The 22,214-nt window shown below is 43.0% G+C and carries 16 protein-coding genes; all 16 read right to left on the bottom strand.

Annotated elements, in window-relative coordinates:
* Window positions 1-26: 26 nt before the first annotated feature.
* The 16 genes from ACN6MT_RS06770 to ACN6MT_RS06695 all read right to left on the bottom strand — a co-directional run bounded on the left by ACN6MT_RS06770 (window position 27) and on the right by ACN6MT_RS06695 (window position 22,131).
* Window positions 27-815 (bottom strand): 5-deoxy-glucuronate isomerase, encoded by a 789-nt coding sequence (locus tag ACN6MT_RS06770; protein WP_419955246.1) that lies wholly within the window; start codon window positions 813-815, stop codon window positions 27-29.
* 378 nt (window positions 816-1,193) lie between these two features.
* Window positions 1,194-3,113 (bottom strand): 3D-(3,5/4)-trihydroxycyclohexane-1,2-dione acylhydrolase (decyclizing), encoded by a 1,920-nt coding sequence (gene iolD / locus ACN6MT_RS06765; protein ID WP_419955245.1) that lies wholly within the window; start codon window positions 3,111-3,113, stop codon window positions 1,194-1,196.
* A gap of 430 nt (window positions 3,114-3,543) precedes the next feature.
* Window positions 3,544-5,007 (bottom strand): CoA-acylating methylmalonate-semialdehyde dehydrogenase, encoded by a 1,464-nt coding sequence (locus ACN6MT_RS06760; RefSeq protein WP_419955244.1) that lies wholly within the window; start codon window positions 5,005-5,007, stop codon window positions 3,544-3,546.
* 55 nt (window positions 5,008-5,062) lie between these two features.
* Window positions 5,063-6,064: a 5-dehydro-2-deoxygluconokinase gene (iolC, locus tag ACN6MT_RS06755; protein WP_419955243.1), complete on the bottom strand. Its 1,002-nt coding sequence runs from the start codon at window positions 6,062-6,064 to the stop codon at window positions 5,063-5,065.
* 129 nt (window positions 6,065-6,193) lie between these two features.
* Window positions 6,194-6,958 (bottom strand): sugar phosphate isomerase/epimerase family protein, encoded by a 765-nt coding sequence (locus ACN6MT_RS06750; protein ID WP_419955242.1) that lies wholly within the window; start codon window positions 6,956-6,958, stop codon window positions 6,194-6,196.
* A gap of 40 nt (window positions 6,959-6,998) precedes the next feature.
* A complete protein-coding gene (locus ACN6MT_RS06745; RefSeq protein WP_419955241.1) occupies window positions 6,999-7,973 on the bottom strand; it encodes an aldo/keto reductase in 975 nt (324 codons plus the stop codon).
* Window positions 7,974-8,009: 36 nt separating this feature from the next.
* Window positions 8,010-8,795, bottom strand: coding sequence for an endonuclease/exonuclease/phosphatase family protein (locus ACN6MT_RS06740; protein WP_419955240.1), 786 nt, complete (start codon window positions 8,793-8,795; stop codon window positions 8,010-8,012).
* A gap of 13 nt (window positions 8,796-8,808) precedes the next feature.
* Window positions 8,809-11,943, bottom strand: coding sequence for an alpha-mannosidase (locus tag ACN6MT_RS06735; RefSeq protein ID WP_419956398.1), 3,135 nt, complete (start codon window positions 11,941-11,943; stop codon window positions 8,809-8,811).
* A gap of 29 nt (window positions 11,944-11,972) precedes the next feature.
* The gene (locus ACN6MT_RS06730) at window positions 11,973-12,896 is read right to left on the bottom strand and encodes a metallophosphoesterase family protein (RefSeq protein ID WP_419955239.1); all 924 of its coding nucleotides are present in this window, start codon (window positions 12,894-12,896) and stop codon (window positions 11,973-11,975) included.
* A 13-nt stretch (window positions 12,897-12,909) separates the two neighbouring features.
* A complete protein-coding gene (locus tag ACN6MT_RS06725; protein ID WP_419955238.1) occupies window positions 12,910-13,806 on the bottom strand; it encodes a carbohydrate ABC transporter permease in 897 nt (298 codons plus the stop codon).
* A gap of 73 nt (window positions 13,807-13,879) precedes the next feature.
* Window positions 13,880-15,571 (bottom strand): extracellular solute-binding protein, encoded by a 1,692-nt coding sequence (locus ACN6MT_RS06720; protein ID WP_419955237.1) that lies wholly within the window; start codon window positions 15,569-15,571, stop codon window positions 13,880-13,882.
* Between the two features lie 25 nt (window positions 15,572-15,596).
* Complete coding sequence (locus ACN6MT_RS06715; RefSeq protein ID WP_419956397.1) at window positions 15,597-16,547, bottom strand: ABC transporter permease; 951 nt, start codon at window positions 16,545-16,547, stop codon at window positions 15,597-15,599.
* A gap of 72 nt (window positions 16,548-16,619) precedes the next feature.
* Complete coding sequence (locus ACN6MT_RS06710) at window positions 16,620-18,095, bottom strand: CehA/McbA family metallohydrolase (protein WP_419955236.1); 1,476 nt, start codon at window positions 18,093-18,095, stop codon at window positions 16,620-16,622.
* Window positions 18,096-18,149: 54 nt separating this feature from the next.
* The gene (locus tag ACN6MT_RS06705; protein WP_419955235.1) at window positions 18,150-19,130 is read right to left on the bottom strand and encodes an ROK family protein; all 981 of its coding nucleotides are present in this window, start codon (window positions 19,128-19,130) and stop codon (window positions 18,150-18,152) included.
* A gap of 149 nt (window positions 19,131-19,279) precedes the next feature.
* Window positions 19,280-20,938, bottom strand: coding sequence for a glycoside hydrolase domain-containing protein (locus ACN6MT_RS06700; protein WP_419955234.1), 1,659 nt, complete (start codon window positions 20,936-20,938; stop codon window positions 19,280-19,282).
* A gap of 74 nt (window positions 20,939-21,012) precedes the next feature.
* Window positions 21,013-22,131 (bottom strand): ROK family transcriptional regulator, encoded by a 1,119-nt coding sequence (locus ACN6MT_RS06695; RefSeq protein ID WP_419955233.1) that lies wholly within the window; start codon window positions 22,129-22,131, stop codon window positions 21,013-21,015.
* Between the last annotated feature and the right edge of the window lie 83 nt (window positions 22,132-22,214).

The following is a 22,214-nucleotide window of genomic DNA, read 5'->3' as shown; positions in this document are numbered from 1 at the left end:
TCTGTTCCTCCCTATGATGGATATCCTTACTTTTCAGGCCAGATTTTCGCATTAGGTTCGAGAAGCCATTTATGCTCTTCCTCCATAATGCGCTCTGTCCACGGATTGTTGTGCAGGTGACGAATCATCCAGCAAAAATACATCGCATACCCTGGTGCCGTAGCCTGAGGATGGTCGAGATTCCCTGGGATGGTAATATAGCTATTATGCTCGACACGGTAAGCCTCACTTCCAACCATGGCACAGCCAAACCCTTGAGGCTTATCAAAGCGGTAGTAGTACACCTCTGGTTGCTGATGATGGTGCGGTGGGTAGCTTGACCAGCGCCCTGGGTAAGAAATCACTTCGCCAATTACTAAATTGGAATAAGGGGCATTGTTATAATCAAAAATGGTTCGGATCACACGTTCAGCGGTTCCGTCCCATACTCCTTCTCCAGCTACGGTGCTGCTGCATTCTTCCGGTGTATATAATTTTGGTTTAAATTCCTTATCATTATCTGTTTTCTGAACGAGCACTTCGCTGTCAGCAAGTGCGGTAATCTTTACCTCGACCCCTTTTGGAACATGTAGACACCATGGGTCCTCTTCAAACACACTATCACGCTTCATCTCTTGAATCGTACCGTTCCACTCAAGCTTGACTTCACCCTCTAAAAGGAGGATTGCACTCTCTTTCCTCACTTCGCTCACCGTTTTGGATTCTCCTGAGAGAAGCGAATAAATCCCAATGTCCTGCAGCATATCAGGATGTTTACCATCCATACTCGTGATTTCCGTATATCCTTGTGTTAATTCACCCAGTTTTTCATACATGCTCATTTCCTCCTATAAAGCGTCCGCCTTTCGCCTGTAGAGAAGTTGGACGCTTCTTTACAGTTCTGCTGTTCTTAAAAAATTCGGCTGTGTTAAAGGCAAATATAGAATTTACTAATTTAGGAATTCTAAATAGACGGAAGAATTCCGCTTAATTAGCAATCATATTAAAAAATAGCTTAAATAGACGGAGCATTTCCGCCTATTGATCCAAAAAACGCGGAAAGGGAGGGGTTTGCTTTACATAGTCGGAAAATCTCCCCTTATTTACACCGAAACATGCTCCATTCTGTATTTAACCGGAAAATCTCCGCTTGTTTTCCTATCGCTGGTTACTGGAGCGCAAATCTACAACCTTAATTAACACAAGCTAAAAATCTAATAGGCACGCGCTTTTACGAGAGCGGTCTCCTTTTCGGTAAAGGCTGTTTGAATGCTCTCCTTTTTCGAAACCTCTGCTACACCGACATGCCACCAGGCGTCATAGCCATTTGTCATCGTTTTTGGCAGCACTTTAATGTCGATGAGTGTACTAACTTTTTGTTGTTTAGCGTCAGCAATCGCTGCTTCTAATTCTTCCATTGTCCGGACAGAGTATGTTTTTGCCCCGTAGCCTTCAGCCACCTTGGCAAAATCAATCGTCATCAGCGGGCCATCCAGGTTACCAGTCTCAAGGTTTCGTTTTCGGAATTCCGTCCCAAAGCTGCCCATGCCATTGCCCATCTGGAGATTATTAATACAGCCAAAACCAGAGTTATCGAAAAGAATCACATTTATTTTTTTCCCTTCCTGAAGGGAGGTCACCAGTTCCGAATGAAGCATTAAATAGCTGCCATCACCTGTCATGGCATAGACCTCTTGATTCGGAGCGGCTAGTTTAATCCCAAGTGCTCCGGCTATTTCGTAGCCCATCAAGGAATATCCATACTCCATATGGTAGCTATTTGGGGATTTGGACATCCACATCCGCTGTAAGTCACCCGGCAGACTTCCTGCCGCCCCCACAATAATCGCATTATCGTCTAGACACTCGTTTAACTTGGCAATCACACTCGTTTGCACAAGCTCTGTTCCTAACGCATTTTTATATTCCGCCAACTCTTCATCAAGGTGTCCGGCGATTTCCGGTACGAAGTTCTCACCGTAACAAATGTCCGACAAGCGTTCCAGCTCCTTCAGCCAGGCTTGTTTTGCTTCACTAATTTCATTTTGATAGCTTGTTTTATAACCATGCAGCTGTCTGGAAATAGCTTCAAGCCCCGCCTTGGCGTCAGCCACAACCTTAACTGCATCCAGCTTAGAGGCATGGAATTCTGATATATTAATGGTTAAAACATCTGCATTTGAAAAAAGTTGCTTCGAGGCAGTGGTAAAGTCAGTAAACCGTGTTCCGACACCGATGATTAAATCAGCTTCCTTGGCAATCGTATTCGCTGCCAAGTTGCCGGTTACACCGAGCCCGCCCAAATTCAGGTTATGCCCGCTTCCCACTCCGCTTTTGCCTGCCTGTGTTTCCGCAAACGGAATATGGAAGTTTTCCGCGAACTGTAAAAACGCATCAGCGGCTTCTGAATAGCGGACACCACCGCCAAGAATCAGCAACGGCTTTTTCTTTGATTGAATCAGTTTCACCGCTTCATTGACACTTTCAACAGAAGGCTGGCGGCGCTCAATTCTGTGTACCCGTTTTTCAAACAAACGTAACGGAAAATCCCATGCTTCTCCCTGAACGTCCTGTGGAAGGGCAATGGTAACAGCCCCTGTATCAGCCGGATTGGTTAAGACGCGCATTGCATTTAACAGCGCTGACATCAGCTGCTCCGGACGGCTAACACGGTCCCAATACTTACTCACTGCACGAAATGCGTCATTGGTGGAGATTGTTAAATCATGCGTTTGTTCGATTTGCTGCAATACTGGATCCGGCTGGCGTGTGGCAAAGACATCACCTGGTAAAAGTAGCAGCGGAATATTATTGGCTGTCGCCGCAGCGGCAGATGTGATCATGTTGGCCGAACCCGGTCCAACAGAGGAGGTGCAGGCGATAATTTGCTTCCGATGTTTTTGCTTCGCAAACGCCATCGCAGCATTCGCCATCCCCTGCTCATTCCGTCCTTGATACACTACCAATTCGCCGGGATCCTCTTCCAGCGCCTGACCTATTCCCAATACATTTCCATGACCAAAAATCGTAAAAATCCCTTTGACAAATTTTTCTTGCCTGCCATCAAACTCTACATACTGGTTATTTAAAAATTTCACCAGTGCCTGTGCGGTCGTTAAACGAATGGTACTCACCGGTCATTCTCCTCTCAAAACAGTAAAATAGGCTTTTTTATAAGGCTTTGTTAAATTTCATTGTTGATTTTTAAATATAAAAGGTCATGAAGGACAAGTCGGGTGCTTCCCATTGAGTTTTGTCCTTCATAAGGTTAATGAAGTACATATCAGGTAACTTCCCATTGAATTTTGTCCTTCATTAGGTTAATGAAGGACATATCGGGTAACACCCCATTGAGTTTTGTCCTTCATAAGGTTGATGAAGGACAAATCCGGTCGCTTTCCATTGGGTTTTGTCCTTCAAAAGGTTTTTCGCGTAAAAAATCAACATCTATCTTTAACAAAGCTTTCTTTAAAGCAGCCAATGTTAAAACGCGAACTCTTTGGAACTATGAAAGGGAAGCAGACGGACAGCCGTCGTCCAACCTTCTTCCCCTTTTCAAAAATCCTAGTTTACGAAACGCGCTGTAACCATTTTCTTTCTAGTATAGAATTCCACGCCGTCTGTGCCGTTGGCATGCAGATCACCGTAGAAGGAATCTTTGTATCCTGAGAACGGGAAGAACGCCATAGGTGCCGGTACGCCAAGATTAACTCCGAGCATACCCGCATCGATGGTTTCACGGAACTGACGAATCGCCGAAGCACTGTCCGTATAGAGACAGGCCCCATTTGCGAATGGTGAAGCATTGGCCACTTCAACAGCTTCCATTAAATCCTTTACTCGAACAATGGAAAGGACCGGTGCAAATACTTCATCCTGCCAGATTTTCATTTCTTGCGTAACGTGATCGAAAATCGTTGGCCCAACAAAATAACCTTCTCCTTTTACAGCTTCATCCTCCCTGCCGTCACGAACTAGCACAGCTCCCTGCTCAACACCAGATGCAATGTATCCAAGCGTCCGCTCCTTATGGGAATCACGAATAACCGGACCAAGGAAGACCCCTTCTTCAAGTCCATCACCGATCACAATCTCATTGGCGGCCTGCTTTAGCTTCGCGACAAGTTCATCTGCAACCGACTCTTCAACTGCTACTACCGCTGCCGCCATACAGCGTTCCCCCGCGGAACCAAAGGCAGCACTCGTAATTTCCTTCACGGCCACATCAAGGTTTGCATCCTTTAAGACAATCGAATGATTCTTGGCTCCGGCAAGCGCCTGGACACGCTTTAGATGAGCAGTCCCTGTTTTATAGACATATTCGGCAACCGGCTGAGAACCAACAAAAGAAATAGCTTTTACAAGTTTGTGCTCAAGAATACCGTTCACGACATCATGTGCGCCATTAACAATGTTTAATACACCCTTCGGCAGACCGGCTTCTTCAAATAGCTCAGCAAGGCGGGCGGCCAGAATCGGTGTCCGTTCAGATGGTTTTAGGACAAAGGTATTTCCGCAAGCAATCGCAAGCGGGTACATCCAGCATGGAACCATCATCGGAAAGTTAAACGGCGTAATCCCACCAACCACACCCAGCGGGTACCGGTACATGCCGGACTCGATGTTGGTAGCAATATCAGGAAGTTGTTTTCCCATCATTAATGTCGGTGCACCAGCTGCAAACTCTACACATTCAATTCCCCTTTGTACTTCCCCTTGTGCCTCTGAATAGCTTTTACCGTTCTCTATCGTTATGAGTTTGGCAAGTTCATCCCAATGCTCAACCAAAAGCTGCTGATATTTAAAAAGGATACGTGCCCGCTTTGGAACGGAAACCTGCGACCATGTTTTAAATGCTTTATTTGCAGCTTGAACAGCATGATCTACATCTTCTTTCGTTGATAAAGGCACTTCTGCCAGCGCTTTACCTGTAGCCGGGTTTACAACGATTTCTGTTTTATTTGAAGCGGAGGCGACCCACTCGCCACCGATAAAATTTTTTAGTAGTGTAACGGTTGTGTTTGTCATCTACGATCTCTCCTTATTTCATTGGTTCTTCTCTTTTACAAAAATAACCACTCTATTAAACTGGTTCATACACACCTGTATTTAGTTGTTCCAGTAATTCCTCCGCTGTTGGCATGGCATCTGAACAGCTGTGTCGGGAAATGACAAGGGATGCGGATGCGCTCCCCATTTTCATGGCCTCGCTGATGTCTTTGCCTTTCATTAGACCGTAAATGAAGGCAGAGGCATATGAATCCCCGGCACCAAAGGTTTTCAGTACATTTGTTTTAAAAATACCGCTTCGGTGGGATTCCCCGTCTTTCGTGTAGGCAATCGAACCGGCTCCCCCATGTTTGATCACCACAATCTCGGCACGGTGGGAGAACCAGCGATTTGCGGTACTGCGGTCATCTGCCTCTGTCATATTTAACATGCTTTCCATCATATTAAACTCTTCACGTGTACCGATAATTACATCACATTTTTCAGCTGCCAAATTGTAATAAATGGCTGTTTCCGCCTCATCGGCCCACGTATAGGGACGATAATCAAGATCGAAAAATACGGTCACTTGGTGTTTCACGGCATATTCAAGGGCAAGGAAAACCGCTTCACGTGACGGGCTCTTTGCTAATGCTGTTCCAGAAACCATGAGTGCTTTTGCCTGTTTAATATAGTTTTCATTAATTTCGGATGGGTGCAACAGCAAATCTGCGACATTATCACGGTACATTAATATGCTGCATTCACTCGGACTCTTAATCTCTGTAAAAGCTAGACCGGTAACAGCACCCGTCCGATCAATTGTCACACTGCTCGTATCAATATCATTTTTTTCAAGGTAATGAGTGATGAATCGGCCCATCTGGTCGTCTGATACCTTGCCAATAAATCCTGTTTTCTGCCCGAGCCTTGCCGATCCAATGGCAATATTCGCAGGTGACCCGCCAACATATTTTGTAAATGTACTAGTTTCTTCCATCGGCCGATGGATTTCATTGGCATTTAAGTCAATGCAAAGGCGGCCAATGGCAATGAGATCAAGCGGCCGGGATTGGTCAAATGTTAAGGGATTCATGATAATTCCTCCGTCCTATATTCCTATAGATTCAAACTGCGATAATACAACGATCGTGCCCGTTTGCAGAAAATACCACAGTATCGGAACTGTGGTATTTGAACTGATGGTCACACTATTAATGATCGATTATAGCCCCAGTTTCTCTGACATTTTCACTAGATTCGTTAAGCTGATTTCTAAACTATCAAATGGACTTCCAGGACAATAATCTTGCTCCACACAATAGTATTTCACTCCATTTTCTTCGCCCCATTGCAGGATTGGTTCAAAGTCAATGCTGCCTGTACCTACTTCGGCAAAGGTTTGTCTCTCATCCTTTGTCATATCTTTAAAGTGTAAAATCGGAATTCGATTTGGGAATTTTTGAATATACGATAGCGGGTCTTCTCCAGCTTTTTTAATCCAGTACGTATCAAGCTCCGGAATGATAAACTGGTTGCCTTCCGGTTTTAGCATGTAAGTAAGAGCATATTGCCCATCCACTTCTGTTTGAAAGTCGTAGTCTTCGTTATGGTAACCGACACGATAGCCTAATGGGGAAACCTTTCTCGCGACTTCTAAGAGCTCCCGCTTTACCTGCTTATAGCCATCAACATTCAGGTATTCCTCATCTAGATAGGGACAGTATAAATGGGTTGTTCCGAAAAGATCCGCTTCTCTTAATACTGTTTTCAGTTCATTGTTCAGTCGGTCAAGACTGACATGCATGCCGGCTACCTTTAAGCCTGTTTCTTTCAGCACCGCAGCAATTTCTTCAGCCGGGTATCCGAATAGACCATCAATTTGGACAGCTTCCCATCCCATATTTTTTAACGTTCTTAACACCCCGGGGAAATCTTTTTCAAGCTCATTACGTAAGGTGTAAAGCTGAGCGGCAAATTTATGTTTCATGTACAATCACCTTTCTAAGGAACCTTGATAGATTTTTAAATTAAGAGTTTAATAGAACAGGTTTTTCAGCTATCCGTAAATCAAGCCATTTCACGACATCATGAGAGAGCTCCAGTTGGGAGCCCTTGAAAGAAGACATCAGCTCGGTTACTTTTTCAGGACCAATAATAGCCGCTGTCGGAAAGGACTGGTTTAACACATAGGAAAGAGCTACCTGAATCGGTGTCACGCCAAGCTTTGCGGCAAGCTCCTTTGCCCGGTCAAATCGTTCCCAGTTCTCTTCGGAATAATAAACCTCTACCATTTCCTGATTCTCACGGTTTTCCGGTGTGAATGCCCCCGAGAAGAAACCACCCGCCTGCGAAGACCAAGCTAATAATGGCAATTGATAGTTTTCATGATAGTGAACCATCTCTTCATCAGCAGAGACACATCCAGGCCAGCGAGGGATGAGACACTTCGCAAGACTTAAATTTGGGCTGTTGAAGGTAAATGGAATAAGGTTGTGTTTTTTGGCATAAGCATTTGCCTCTTCCAAGCGTTTGGTCGTCCAGTTGGAAACCCCAATCGCTTTGATTCGTCCTGCTCTGATATGTTCATTAAGAATTTCAAGGATTGGTCCCACTTCAACCTCTTCGTCATCACGATGAAGGGCGTATAAATCAATATACGTGGTTTGTAGACGCTCCAAGCTTTCTAGTAAATCCTTTGTAATCGACTGGGGATTGACACGTTTGCCCGGTTCACCGTCGTCATTATGAGCACCTTTAGTTAAAATCGTGATTCTCTCGCGGTTTCCACGTTCTTTCATCCACTGTCCGATAATTTCCTCACCGCGGATATATTGATGGGCCGTGTCCAATGTATTACCGCCAATCTCCACGAACGTGTCTAATAGTTTTGTTACATTTTCCGGATCGAATTGAAAAAAATCGCCTGATCCCAAAATAAGCGGTGATACTTCAATTTTGACATGCTGCTGATTTTCGATTCCATCAATATTTAAGTATTTCATCTGTATCCCTCCAAGAAACGTTCCCGTTGTGTTTATTTAAATTTTCATATCGGCAATAATCGGAAAATGATCGCTCGGGAAACTTCCACCCGGACAATCTCCGATAATCTTCGTTTCAGCGACGGTTATATCCCCATGAACAAGAATCCAATCAATCCGGTCATTTCCGCCGGTTTTGTCCTCAAAATCATTAAATGTCCCCAGCTCCTCGTTCAAACGCTCAGACGCTAAATACCATGTATCGGTAAAAGCCCCTTCTGCTGTCAACAGATGATACGGTACCGAACCATTTCCTTCATTAAAATCACCTGTTAACACGATAGGTTCTGCCGGAGATAACTCGCTTGCTTGTTGAACAATTAATTTCGCACCCTTGATCCTCGCTTCAGAGGAGTAATTATCCAAATGCGTATTTAAATGGTAGAAGGTGGTCCCAGACTTCAATTCCTGAAACCGGATCCATGTCACCATCCGCGGACAAATATTCCCCCATGTTCGGGAGCCGATTACGGCGGGCGTTTCTGAGAGCCAGAAATGGCCGTATTCTAAAACTTCCAAGCGGTCTTTTTTGAAAAAGACCGCCATATATTCACCTTTGCTTCCGCCTTCTCTGCCAAGGCCGACCCAATCATAGTCTGAGAGCATCGAGGATAAATCCTTGACTTGACGGAACAGGCATTCTTGTGTGCCGATGAGATCAGGGTCCTCACGTAGAACTACTTCTTTAATCAATTCTCTCCGCTCATTCCATGAATGAGGAGGAGTATCGTCCGCATACCGCATATTGTAGGTCATGACACGAAGCAGGTTAGATTCTGACATGGTACCTCTCTCCTTATTGTCCCGCTATGTCCACTAGGAACGTCTTAATTTCATATGGTTCGATTTCAAATTGAATGCTTCCTTGTTCCGTCGTTTCGCCAATTGGACGTTCCATTAAGTCACATTCCTGCCAAGAAGTGATTGTTAAGTCACTGCTCATTTTCACAGTACTGCGGCTGCCGGTAAATTCATGGACACGCACTAAAATCTGATCGCTGTCTTCTGCTTTTTTGATAGCGTCAATCATGATATTGTCCGCTGACATCTGGAATAGAGAGAATGCTGATTTAACTGCGGCACCTTTTGCTGCCACAAGCGGCTGATTTAAATCCCACGCTGCTTGAACAGTATTCCCTTCAACCCAATCTCCCTGATGCGGCAGAAGGGAATAGGTAAATTCATGCTTCCCTTGATCCTGTAAGTAATCCGGGTCTGTTGAAGAACGTAATAATGATAAGCGAATGACATTGTCCTTTATGTCATGTCCGTATTTACAATCATTTAAGATGCTGACCCCATAGCCGCGTTCAGATAAATCTGCCCATTGATGTCCAACGGTCTCAAAGCGGGCCATATCCCAGCTAGTATTCCAATGAGTTGGTCGTTTTAAATTGCCGTATTGAATATCATACGTTGCTTCCGTTGCCCTGACGGCTACAGGGAATGCAGCTTTTAACAAGCGGTTTTGCTCATGCCAATCAATATCTGTCACGAAATCAATTCGTGGGTTTAAGGCAAAGAGCACCATTTGTTGTTTCACACTCGAGTCAAGATAGGTCCATTCAAACTCTACTGTCAAACGCAGGTTGTTTACTTCTGTTACCTTTACGGATTGCAGCTGAGTAATTTCTCGCATTTTTTCCTGGTAGTAAATATCGATATCCCAGGCATCAAAATTCATTGGTTTATCTTCAAACACTTGAAGGACATTCCCTCTTGCACCTTTCGCTAAAGACTCCCTGTTAGCTCGGCGGTCAAAAATCCTCGTTAACTGCCCATGTTCATTCCAAGTGATTTCATAATAAGGAGTAACAACGCCTGAAGCTTGAACCTCAAACGGAACAGGCTCATCCACTTTCCCCAATGCACCCTCGAAATGAATTAAATTCATTCCTGCTGCTGGCACAGAATCAACCTGTACAAGCCATTGGTCTCCCTCACGGCAGGAGGCTATTTTCTCGCCATCGGCAGTTTTCCATTCTCCTTGCTCCATGCCTTGTTCACTAGGAATCACCACCAACCCTGAACGCTCCCATGACGAAGAATTCATGATTGTGTAGGTGTTTTGAGCCGGCTGTACAAGGGAATTCACAGAATCGGCGTAGATGGAACTTGCTAGCTCTTCCGCCTCCTCATACTCTACCTGGCAATCTTCATATACTTCGCGAATCGACGTGCCTGGAATAATATCATGGAATTGATTGCGTAGAATAATCTTCCATCCTTCGTTGATTTGCGCTTGCGGATATTTTTCAAAGTCTTTAACCAAAAGACTGTCCAGCACCGTCAGCCATTCAACTTCCCGGTACAGCAGTTCGAGCTTACGATTCATTTTCTTGTTATAGGCCTGACTCGTGTAGGTGCCGCGATGGTATTCGAAATAAAGTTCGCCATCCCATGTATGAACATATTGATCCGTTTCAGCAACCGTTTTTTGCAGTCGCTTAAAATAGTCATCCGCTCTGCCTGGTTCAACACGCGGCAATCCCGGCATATCATTTAAACGCCGGCGCATTTCGAGCATCTCACGGTTGACTCCGCCGCCGCCATCACCATAGCCATAAGAAAGCAGCAATTCTTTGTTAATCAGTTTATCCTTGTACTCTGTCCAGCTGCCCAAGACGGTCTCCGGTAGAATTTGTCCGTTATAGGTGTAAATATGCTTCCAATCATCATCTGTATCTGTTGTTGTAATAAAATGGGTTAAAATCTCCGTTCCATCAATTCCGCGCCATTTAAACGTATCATGCGGCATCCGATTGTATTGATTCCAGCTGATCTTTGTCGTCATAAACGTATCAATGCCGGACTTTTTCAAGATTTGCGGAAGGGCCCAGCTGTAGCCGAACACATCCGGCAGCCATAAATAGCTGGATTCTGCACCAAATTCTTCGCGGAAAAAGCGAGTGCCCATTAAAAGCTGACGTACGAGTGACTCACCGGAAGGAATATTACAGTCCGCTTCCAGCCACATTCCCCCGCCTGCTTCCCAGCGGCCTTCTTTGACACGCTCCTTAATTTGCTCGTAAAGCTCAGGGTAATCGGTTTTTATGTAATCATATAATTGCGGCTGCGTTTGTAAAAAGAGGTATTCTGGGAATCTTTCCATTAAACGCATTACCGTTGAAAAGGAACGTGTCGCCTTTTGTCTCGTGTGCCTCAGGCGCCACAACCATGCAACATCAATATGAGTATGTCCAATCGCTTGAATCGTCACCGGGTGATGGCTCTTTAGCTGACTCAATTCCTGCTGCAAAACATCTCGTGCTTCCGCAACAGATTGATAAAAGCCGTTTGAACCTGGTCTCGACCAATCAAGCTGTAAAAAGGCACGATCAAGTGCTGTAAGTAACGACTGACGCTCCGGAGCGTGTTCGTTCAAAACCTTAACTGTTTTTAACACAGCCATGGCCGTATAATAAAGGTCATCTGCGGCCTCATCCAGCCAAGCAATTTCTGCGGTTTTCAGTTTGTGTTCCTGAGGTGCCGGCACGCCTCCCCCTTCAAGTCCCGACCATAAGCGAAACGTCAATTCAACCTTGTGCCCCGCTAATGCAGGAGGCATGAACACTTCTTGGTGGTTAGAGTCAACACCTTGATAAGGTGTCCCGTTTAAATAAATCATCGATTCAAAGCCGGAATTGTTCCCGTCACCTGTTTTACCAAAATCAAAAATCCCTAAAACATCATGCCCTTCCCATGCTGCCGGGATTTCAATATCCGTTTGCAGCCAGGCATATAAATCACGCCCAGACCAATGATCCCCTAGACGGATGGTGGACCATTCATTATTTTCCGGAGGACTCGCTACAATCTCATCGGAGCCATCCAATTGATAACGAAATTCGGAAATCGCTGTTCGTTCGCGATATCGGTATGTTTCTAATTCCTTTATTCTTCTTGCAATTTTCTCCTCTGTCCAAAACACCATGATCTACCTCCTAAAGCGGATTTTATTTATACCTTCGCATTCGATGCTGAGTTCTCTTGCACAACCTTGGACCCGTCCGCCAATCGAAGATAGGTTTCAAAGTTCCGTTTACCCTCTTGCAATTGAATAATCCGTGCCCCGCGCGGGAAATCATCCTGTCCATAGCCGTTATAACCTGTGGCCCGGCCATAACATAATTGAATTCCATGTAATTCACCACAAAAGTCATTTAAGTGGTCATGTCCGACAAAAGTACCCTTAGCGGTGCCCATTTCCACCATTGCCGAAAAGAGTCCAGAATTCACCACAGGGCTGCAAATTTCCCCTTCCTTCATAGAACCGACACAGCTTCCGTGCTCCCATACTTCTTTATACTCAGGAAGCGGAATATGGAAAAATAACAGCTCCGCCGGACCTCCGTTTTCCTTTATAGCCAGTGACTCTTTGACGTACCAGTCAATCTGGTCTCGTTTTATAAAATCGTAGCCTCCAACCCGCTTGTTTGCGTTATCCATCCCAGAATCCAGGAAAAATAGGGCCCATTTTACTTCAGCGCCCGAAGAATCCAAAACGCGCACAACGTAATTACCAGCCCCGCTGACAACTCCTGCTTCCGTAAGACTATTCGGATACTCCTGCATAACAGCTAACAGTTCCTCTTTCGATACATCCCCTTCTGTATCATGATTTCCAAATACAGCTGCCCAGGGTATGTTCATTTTTTCAACCGGCTCAAGAGCTCCCCGAAAAGCGGCAATGGGGTTATTACTTGCCGGGCTGTAGATAACATCACCAGTAAACACAACCAAATCCGGCTTTTCTTCTATTAAAATACGTTCCATTAAACGATTCGTATCTGCATCTAATTGATCGCCATTTTCCCAATGAAGATCCGTGAATTGCACAATTTTGAAGGTACCATCTTGTCTGAATTGCAGTTGTTTTTTCATAAAAACACGCCTCCTATTCCTTCACCGAACCAATGTTAACACCCTGAGCAAAATACTTTTGGACAAATGGATAAACGAGGATGATTGGCGCTACTACAATAATAATCGTCGCCATTTTCAGTGAATCACCTGTCACGGTTATTTTTTCTAAGGCTGCATACGCCCCAGAGTTTCGCAGCAAGGCGTCCGCTAAGGCCTGCTGCCTTGTCAGCATTTCTTGTAATAGCGTGGCAAGTGGTTTTAATTCAGGATCTCTGACATAGAAGGATCCTGAAAACCAGTCATTCCAGTGAGCAACTGCATTAAACAGGGCAATGGTTGCAATAACTGGCTTGCTCATTGGAAGAATAACTCTCAAAAAGATTTGGAATTCACCGCAGCCATCAATCCTTGCCGCTTCAACCACACTATCTGGTAACCCCTGGAAGAACGTTCTCATAATTAAGATATTCCATACACTATAAAGACTTGGGATGATATACACCCAAATGGTATTTGTTAAATTAAGGTCTGTTAATACTAAATAGTAAGGAACAATCCCGCCGCTGAACAACATCGTAAAAAAGATGAAGAAGGTAATGACCTTTCGTCCTGGTAATGTTTTTGTCTGTAAGGCATAAGCAGCCATCGCTGTTAAGAATACACTGACCACCGTGCCCACTACCGTACGAAACACACTAACTGTTGTAGCATTCAGGACCGTTGATTGCTTAAATACTTCTATATAATTCTCTATGCTAAATTCTCTTGGGAAAAAGTAGATACCGCCTCGCTGTGCATCTGTTCCCTCATTAAAGGATAGAGCAAGAATATTCAAAAATGGGAGAATAATAGATAAGCAAAGTAAAAAGATGATGGTATAATTGAAGACCTGGAAGAAATTCCATGATTTTCTGCGTTCGCGATACATGTATATCACTCCTAAAATAGAAGCTCCCTTTCCTTTTAAAGGAAAGGAAGCCTTCCTCTGATTACCGTTTTTTTTAGAATCGAATCGTTGTGCCTTCTTTTTCTTTCTTTTCTATCAATTTGATATAGTCTTCCAAACCAGACTTTTCAAGTAATTTCTTTGATTCTTCTAGAATCTTCTTCGCTTCATCTTCAGACTTACTATAGTAAGCACGTAATAAGTTTTCATTGTACGTATCTAAGGCAATATTCAAGTTATCACCGTTTTCATATTCATAAATGAACGACTTTGGTGAGGATCCATCGATTACCTTCGCATTCTTTAACTTCTCATCATAATTCCACATTTCGATGATCTTTTCAGCAGAAGCCGTATCAGCTCCAGCAACATTTGCACCATATTCAAACTCGCCAAAGTCAGCAACGTTATCAATATCTGTGTAACCTAGATGTTCTGCCCAGTAAGAACGAACCCCTCTGAAACCTAGTTTTGCAGCAGCTTCTGGGTCATTTGACTTTAACTCTAATACTTCTTTCTTCACAATCGGGTTACCTTTTTCATCTAATGTATAGTCTCTTCCTTCAAGACCATATTGGCTTAATAACTTTCCTTCACGGCTTGCTAAGTAGTCAGCAAGTTTTACAATGTCTTCAGGATGCTCTGTTGTTGTCGGGATGGACCAGCCGGCATATCCTGATTTGTAAGCTAATTCCATTTGGTAATCACCCTGAGCCGTATCGATTGGTCCAAGCGGAACATATTTCATATCAAGATTTTCTGGTAGATAGTTATGAAAATCGGCAACAATTCCAAATGACTTATTCACAACGCCTTCCTTCGCTTTATTTTCCGGCATTGTAAAGAACTCAGGATGCAGGAGACCGTCTGCTAATAATCCTCTAATAAAGTTCACGCGTTCTAGACCATAATCAGTTTGCGATTCATGTTTGATTTTTCCATCTTTGTCCTTTAAGAACTTCTCGCCCTTAGAACCAGTCCAGACAAGGTCATTGAAAATAAAGTCACGGTCAGCACCGCCCCATGCTGTTGGTCCAATTGGTGTAATTGGCTTGCCGTTCACATCTTTAAGGTTGGCTGCTTTAATTTTCTCAGCTAAATCACGTAATTCTTCATGCGTATCAATCTCTGCAGGGTTAATGCCTAATTGATCAACAATATCCTTTAAGATATACGGACCGCCAACATATTTACGTGACACTGTACCAGGTTCACGCGGAATCGCCATATGAACGAAATAGCTGCTTCCTTTAAATTCCTCACGGAACATAACATTATTCTTTGTATCTGCAGGCAAGTAACCATCTTCGAAATACTTGCTGTAAATCTTTGTCTCTTTCAACATAGGTGTTAAATCATGGAACATTCCTTCACGTGCACCTTTTAAAAGAATCTGCATTTCAGGACGTCCACTATGATCTAAGTAGTACGCAATAAAGTCCGGCAGGTCCCCGGCAGCTAGTCCAGATGTTAACGCTTCTGTCGAGTCCTCAACTGTGATTCCTTGTAGTTCTAAGGTAATCCCGGTTCTTTTCTTTAATTCCGCAGCAATTTCTGGATTCATTTCAGCTGAAACATCCCCGTCACTCATAAACACTAAACCTTTAATTGTTCTGTCTGCTATCCAAGTATCTGGCGCATCTTTCGGCTTTTCACGGCTCTCTGTAGAACTCTTGTCTGTACAAGCAGCAAGGAATAAAATACTAATCAATAACATCGTTATAAATTTATATGAAACTCTTTTCATCTAAATTTCTCCCCCTATAATTGGTTTACCATAATGATGTATTAAATTTCTTGTTTGCAAATCGATTTACTACAAGTACTACGACTAACCCTATTACCCCCTGCATCATCCCAACGGCTGTTGCATAGCCAAATTGGCCGCTTTGAAGCCCAGTCCGGATCACGTATGTATCAATGATCTCTGCAACCTCTGCATTTCCTGGAGTTTTCAATAAATAAATTTGATCAAATCCTGCAGAAAGAATATTACCTAACGATAGAATAAATAAGATTAAAATGGTTGGCCTTATTCCCGTCAACGTAATATGCCAGATTTTCCGCAATCTACCAGCACCATCAATTTCCGCTGCCTCGTAAAGGGCAGGATCAATCCCGGCAATGGCCGCAAAGTAAATAATCGAACTCCAGCCAATATCCTTCCACACATAACTCCAAAACATAATTGAGTGAAAATACTTTTCATCCATCAGGAAAAATGTGCTTCCATCACCCCCCATAGTTTTTATTAATTCATTTAATAGCCCTGTATTTGGTGCTAAAATACTCTGGATAATCCCCACTACGACAACCCATGATAAAAAATGGGGCAAGTAGGAAATACTTTGAAAGAATCCCCTGATTTTGTTACTTTTGATTTCATTAAATAATAGTGCCAAAATGATCGGAAACGGCATTGCTAAGATTAATTTCATCCCGCTGATAATGAGCGTATTTTTAACAAAGGTCCAGCTTTGAGGATCCTGGAAAAATCGCTCAAAATATTGAAGCCCTACCCAAGCACCGCCAAACATTCCTGTATCAAAGCGAAACTCCTTGAATGCCAGAACCAATCCGGCCATCGGTAAATAAGAAAAAATGATAAAAAAGATAATACAAGGTAACAGCATGAGGTACTGGGCACGGTGCTTCTTGATATTCTTCCAAGTCATCCCCATTGGCTTAACCTTTTTTCTTTTTTTCTTTTTGTTGTTATTGATTTCTGCCCCCGATCCGAGGTCTTTGTCTGTTGCAATTTCCATGGGTACGCCCCCCTTTTCTAATCACCAGCTTTATTCAAAGTAAATGGGATTAGTTAGTAAAATTCGGTTCAGATCGCTGTCAAAAGCGGATACTCTTAACCAGAGCAAATCTTCTACTCTAGCTTTTTCCATTTGAAAATCAATTTCTGCTCGGTGACTTTCATATAAGTCTCCTAGATTGGATTCAATTCTCACCACAGCTGCGCTTGCTGCATTTTCGAGAGCAATCCTAATAGCGATTTCCTTGACATCCGCTAAACGGATCCGGTCGCCGATTGTCCATTGCCCATTAATGCTCAGAGTAATTTCCGGTGCGAGTGACAAATAGCTTCTGCCTTGTTTAACCGCTTCCAAAATATCCTGTTCTTTTGCTTCCCTCGCGGCCTCTACAAACAAAAGTGCAGGTTTTTTCGTGGTATTAGAATGGTGCCAGTCGCGTCCGCATGTTGCCGGAATTTCAATGCCGCTGTTTAACAGCTGGGTCCATTTGGCAATCGCGTCCGCACTTGATAGTGAATAGTGCGGGTCCTCAGAGTTCCAGACTTCGATAAAATCGATATATTCAAGTGATTGTAAGGCATATTGCCACCTGCAGCCTGTACAATATGGACTTCCGACATCGAAAGGATGAGCGATTCCAACAATTAAACCTTGCGCTTTCATCTCTTTTAGCTTTTCATTAATATTACTTCGGTCAATCGTGGTCCAATCCACAGGAATCATATTTTGATAGCCTAATGTTAAGAAATGACCATGCAACGTCGTCATCTCTAAACCTTTGATAAATTGAATCGGATAGGTTTCCGGTGCTATCTCATCAAATGCACTTAGCGTATTATGGTCAGTGATCGCCAGCCAATCAATATTCATTCTGATCGCTTCGGTGATTAACTCTGTTGTTGTATGCCGAGCGTCACTATGCTGTGTGTGTGAATGAAGCTCTACCTTTTGATAACGGGCAGGTACAGATAGTTCGCGCTCTCGCTTTAGACGTTCTTTTTTGATATCTGCGATTTCTATTGGCTGTGAAGCGATTCGGTCGTCTTTATGTATGGCCTCGATGGTGCAATTTATTTCCGTCTTATCCGTGACCACCGCATGGAAGTTAAACGATATATCCCAAAAACCAGGATGAATTTCTCTCGTATGCATGCCCGGGGTTGATTTTGTTCCGTTAATGATAATGGTCCCCGTTGATTCAAACCGATGGCAGCTGCCTTCATATCCTTGACTTGAGCTGGCTGAGATTGTAATTAAATTTCTAACGGAGTCAATATATAGTCGGTCTGAAGTTGGCATTTGGTTGTCCTCTTGATACTTTGAAAACAATGAATCAATTTTCGCTTCCGCCTTTTCTTCCGTCGGTGAATAAGAATAATGAATCCTGATTTCGTCGGTTAATGCAGGAACCTCCACTCTGAAAATCACGTGAGACTGATGTGTTTCGGGTGTAACGGTTAAACAATAGTTTCCTAATGTTGTATTTTTCAATGATGTCTGTTCCATATAGAATTCCCCCTTTTCTATATATGTTAAGACAAGCTGTAAACGCTTTCTTAATTATGATGGAAAGACCTGTTTTAATGGCTTCATACGTACCAAATCTCTTGGTTCCGTTTTCTCCTTGGCTCTAACTTGTTCGAATGCGTAAGCAAGGGCACCAAGTGCGCCAGATTCTTCGTTCATTGCGGATAATTCAATCGTTACAGGAATGGGAGTGAACTGAGCAACTTTCCCTTGAATCAAGCCAAGTACCTGTGACATCGAATTGGAAACGCCGCCGCCGATAATCACCTTTCTTGGATTCAGCAAACTGACAACATTGGCGATGGCAATGGAAAGGTCCGTTATAAATCGATTCACAATGCTGACTGCATTCGCTTCACCTGCAGAAAAATTTTCAAAAAGCACCTTTGGATCGACTCCATGACTTGCAAGGGCGGTACCTGATGTCTTTTTTTCAAATACACCAAATTCTCCAAAAATATTATTTTCAATCTGAGGAATGTCGCTGTCTCCTAGTAAATAACCAATCTCACCGGCCATAAATTGATCACCTTGGACCATTGCGCCATTTGAAAAAATCGCACTGCCAACACCGGTGCCAATCGCAATGAACACAAAGTCCTCGATATTTTTCGCACTTCCCAGCCACCGTTCTCCGTGGGCTGCACAATTTACATCGTTATTGACATAAACCGGACAATCGAAATATTGCTCCATCTTTTCCTTAAACGGTTCATTCTTCCATTTAAATGCAGGAGCATCAATGACTGTACCCATGACACTATCCGTAACGCCAGGCACACCAAATCCTATCGATTCGATCTGTTCTAGTGTTAGACTAGCATTTTTTATTGATTGATATATGTACTCGTAAATCTTGTAATAATCACTCGTTGTTTCTACCTTTTGCCTATACACAATATCTCCATGGGTATCGGCAATACAAATTAAAATTTTGGTTCCGCCAATGTCAACGCCAACACCATAGTTTTTCCCACACTCTTGGCGTTTTGTAGCCCTGGTATTTGGTATCATATGAAATCTCCCCATTTTCCTTTGGTAAGGTTAGTTTGTTTTTAATCAAAACAAACTAACCTTACCAAGAGTATACATTTCTACCAAACAGCCCGTCAACCATTTTTCTAATAATTTGATAAATTGCCATTTTTTAAACATGTATTCCCTTACATATGTTGGTACCGCTTAAGTTCACGATTAATCCTTTCCCTTTTAAGCAAGTGCCAATCTAGTTCAAGAGGATAGTCAGTAAAGGTTAGTTCATGCTCCAAACCTTCCTCCAAAATCTCTATCACTCGTTGTCTGCCAGTATAGCTTTCTAGCAGCTGCAATGCCCTGATGTCTTGAAAGGCGTCATTCAGCACCTCAAGCCGAATTGATTCAATCGGACCATGCTCACCTGGATAGACGAGAAAGGCATCCCCTGAAGGAAAAGAATAATTAGCATCTGTATTTTTAAACGGGTCAATCGGCTTTTTTGAATACTGTGAGTACCAGAAGTTATATCCCCAGTGAAGGAAACCAATCACATTAAACTTATACAACTGAAGCCCTAGTATTCGTGTTCGGAAGGATGGCATAGCAAAAAAGCGGTTAGAGACCTTGTTCTTTTGGCCATTACAGTAATAGGTCCAGAGATTTTCTACTCCCTTCTCAAGAAACGGAATGATATGGTCATTCGCCGGGATTGGGTTTTTTACAAAACCTTTCTCATAAAACCTATAATCTGAAAGTGCGTCCATAATCGGAAAGTCCGCCAAATGTTGATAAATAATTTCACTTGCACGCTGATAACACGGCAAATCCTCTCCATTCGGCTCATCTGAGATATGAAAAAAACTATTGCGCTCTAACTGATGTTCGTCTATAAATGCTACAAGTTTAGGTAGAAATTGGTGCAGGAATTGGTGATAGTCTTCACCCGCGGCATCTGTTTCCCAGCCAAATCTTCGTTTGAGTTCCCCTTGGTCGTTCACCATGATTTTCGGAGCATGCTTTGCTCCCCACTGGGTAAACAAGTGCGAGAATTCAAAGTACTTGATTCCTTGTTCACGGCAAAGGGTAATCCATCTTTCCAACTTTTCAAACGAGAAGTGGTAGGTATCTCCCACCGCCTCGACATCAACAAGCTGAACCGTTGGACGTTCGCCGCCCACCTCTGTATCCAAAGGCGGAGTAAAAAGCGGGGTAAGAATCATATTCACACCGTGAGTTGCTGCAGTATGAACATACTGCTCAATTAACCTCCAATGAGCTTCACTGAAAATCTCGACATTGTAGTACGTTGCCAAGCAGTCCGTATGAAACCATTCTGTATGATACGTTGTTTGTTCCGGAAGCTCTAGCGCAATGACCTCTAGCGTAAATACCTCCCGACCGAGGATTTCGCTATTAGCACTTTCAAAGGTGATATCAATCGGATAACTTCCTGAAAGCTTCGCATTCTTTAAATCAACACTAATCCAAATGGAACGCCATTGTCCCGGAAAGGCGGTAATCCCTTCTGTTTCCTCTAGCGGGTAGAGAGGATCAGGGTAAAGTCCGGGCGTTTTGCGAAGGACGATGTCATCTTGATCGTGAACACACGGCAGCTCCGAAGGAACTAATCCTACACTTCGAACGGTCACCCACTCATTTAAGGCTGATTCAACGTTTACTTTTATCTGTTTTAGATGCCAAGTAGACTTATAGGCAACCTGGAAGGAAAAGGTTTCATTCCCCAGTGCGGTGCCAGTTATAACCGGTTGGTCGGTCAATTCACAATCGGGAAAAACCTTTGTTAATGAGCTAAGCACCCTTGTATAAAACCCATGACTTACTTCCATTTCAACACTCCAATCTTTTTGTTGTGGTTGGTTTGTTTTCCCTCAAAACTAACGAAAGATAAAAAAAGGCATTCCTATACTAAATCTCTTACTTTATCAAAAGAATATAAGATAATCCCTAATGTTCCAATATCCTCACCTGCCGTCGATAATTCAATCGCACATGGAAGCGGGGTGATTGTTACCACGTTTTCAGTAATCATCGGGAGGATGAAAGAGAGTTCTTTCCCCATTTTACCGCCAATAATTACTTTTTCGGGATTCAGCAAACTAATCATGTTTGCAAGTCCCAGCGAAAAACTGCGGACAAAATTGTCAACTAACTGGCACTCTTCAGCTGCAAATTCAGGATATTTTTTAATCATTTCATAGAAATTCACAGCATCCTGTTCAAAAGCAAGCAAGGAAGCCTTTTTGTCAAATGTCCCAAAATTACCTAATCTATTAATCTCTTTATGTGTTGTATCTGTTTCAAAGGCAAAATAACCGATTTCACCGGCCATGTAATTTTTCCCTTGAATGAGTTCGCCATTGGCCATAATGGCACTGCCAATCCCTTTTTCAATAAAAATATAGACAAAATCATCTGTATTTCTGGCATTGCCAAGCAACTTTTCACCAAGTGCCATGCAATTCACATTATTGTTTATAAACATAGGCATAGGGAAAAACTCTTTCATATACGGAATGAATTCTACAGCACTCCACTGCAATTCGGGGGAATCAACAATACCGCGCTCACTATCCGTGGTGCCGGGAATACAAAAACCAATGGAGATAATCTGCTCCAGTGAAACTGGCGATAAATCGATACATTTATCAATTGAATCTCGAATAACATGGAGTTGATTGGTTGGTAAAAATGTGGTTTTATAAATCACATTTCCATCCAAATCAGCGATACAAATGTAAAGCTTGGTACTTGAGATTTCCACCCCAATACCGAAGCTTGAGCTTGGATTAAATCCTAACTCGATCGCCCTTCTGCCTCCCTCTTTGGTAGATTCACCATACCCTAATTCAACGACAAACTTTTTTTCAATTAATTCATCTACAATCGATGAAACAGTAGAACGGCTGATTCCGAGATTCCGTGAAATTTTCGCCCTGCTGATTGGCTGTTCATGGCGAATCGTTTCAAGAACTAGATCACGGTTTATCTTTTTAATTAATTCTATATGTCCTTTTTTCATCTTAATACCCCTTCAAAAAACAATCTCGAGTAGCTTAATAGTAGCATCTTTATTTTTAAAAATAGAAAGGAAACTTATAGCAG

Source organism: Neobacillus niacini, from assembly GCF_048572935.1.
GTDB classification, from domain to species: Bacteria; Bacillota; Bacilli; order Bacillales; family Cytobacillaceae; genus Neobacillus; species Neobacillus niacini.
This window is presented reverse-complemented; position numbering and strand designations above follow the sequence as displayed.

What these genes read in the sequence shown, in the direction of transcription:
- ACN6MT_RS06770 (WP_419955246.1), bottom strand. Translation starts at nt 815, where the DNA reads ATGTATGAAAAACTGGGTGAATTAACACAAGGATATACGGAAATCACG.
- ACN6MT_RS06760 (WP_419955244.1), bottom strand. Translation starts at nt 5,007, where the DNA reads ATGACAAACACAACCGTTACACTACTAAAAAATTTTATCGGTGGCGAG.
- iolC (WP_419955243.1), bottom strand. Translation starts at nt 6,064, where the DNA reads ATGAATCCCTTAACATTTGACCAATCCCGGCCGCTTGATCTCATTGCC.
- ACN6MT_RS06750 (WP_419955242.1), bottom strand. Translation starts at nt 6,958, where the DNA reads ATGAAACATAAATTTGCCGCTCAGCTTTACACCTTACGTAATGAGCTT.
- ACN6MT_RS06745 (WP_419955241.1), bottom strand. Translation starts at nt 7,973, where the DNA reads ATGAAATACTTAAATATTGATGGAATCGAAAATCAGCAGCATGTCAAA.
- ACN6MT_RS06740 (WP_419955240.1), bottom strand. Translation starts at nt 8,795, where the DNA reads ATGTCAGAATCTAACCTGCTTCGTGTCATGACCTACAATATGCGGTAT.
- ACN6MT_RS06730 (WP_419955239.1), bottom strand. Translation starts at nt 12,896, where the DNA reads ATGAAAAAACAACTGCAATTCAGACAAGATGGTACCTTCAAAATTGTG.
- ACN6MT_RS06725 (WP_419955238.1), bottom strand. Translation starts at nt 13,806, where the DNA reads ATGTATCGCGAACGCAGAAAATCATGGAATTTCTTCCAGGTCTTCAAT.
- ACN6MT_RS06720 (WP_419955237.1), bottom strand. Translation starts at nt 15,571, where the DNA reads ATGAAAAGAGTTTCATATAAATTTATAACGATGTTATTGATTAGTATT.
- ACN6MT_RS06710 (WP_419955236.1), bottom strand. Translation starts at nt 18,095, where the DNA reads ATGGAACAGACATCATTGAAAAATACAACATTAGGAAACTATTGTTTA.
- ACN6MT_RS06705 (WP_419955235.1), bottom strand. Translation starts at nt 19,130, where the DNA reads ATGATACCAAATACCAGGGCTACAAAACGCCAAGAGTGTGGGAAAAAC.
- ACN6MT_RS06700 (WP_419955234.1), bottom strand. Translation starts at nt 20,938, where the DNA reads ATGGAAGTAAGTCATGGGTTTTATACAAGGGTGCTTAGCTCATTAACA.
- ACN6MT_RS06695 (WP_419955233.1), bottom strand. Translation starts at nt 22,131, where the DNA reads ATGAAAAAAGGACATATAGAATTAATTAAAAAGATAAACCGTGATCTA.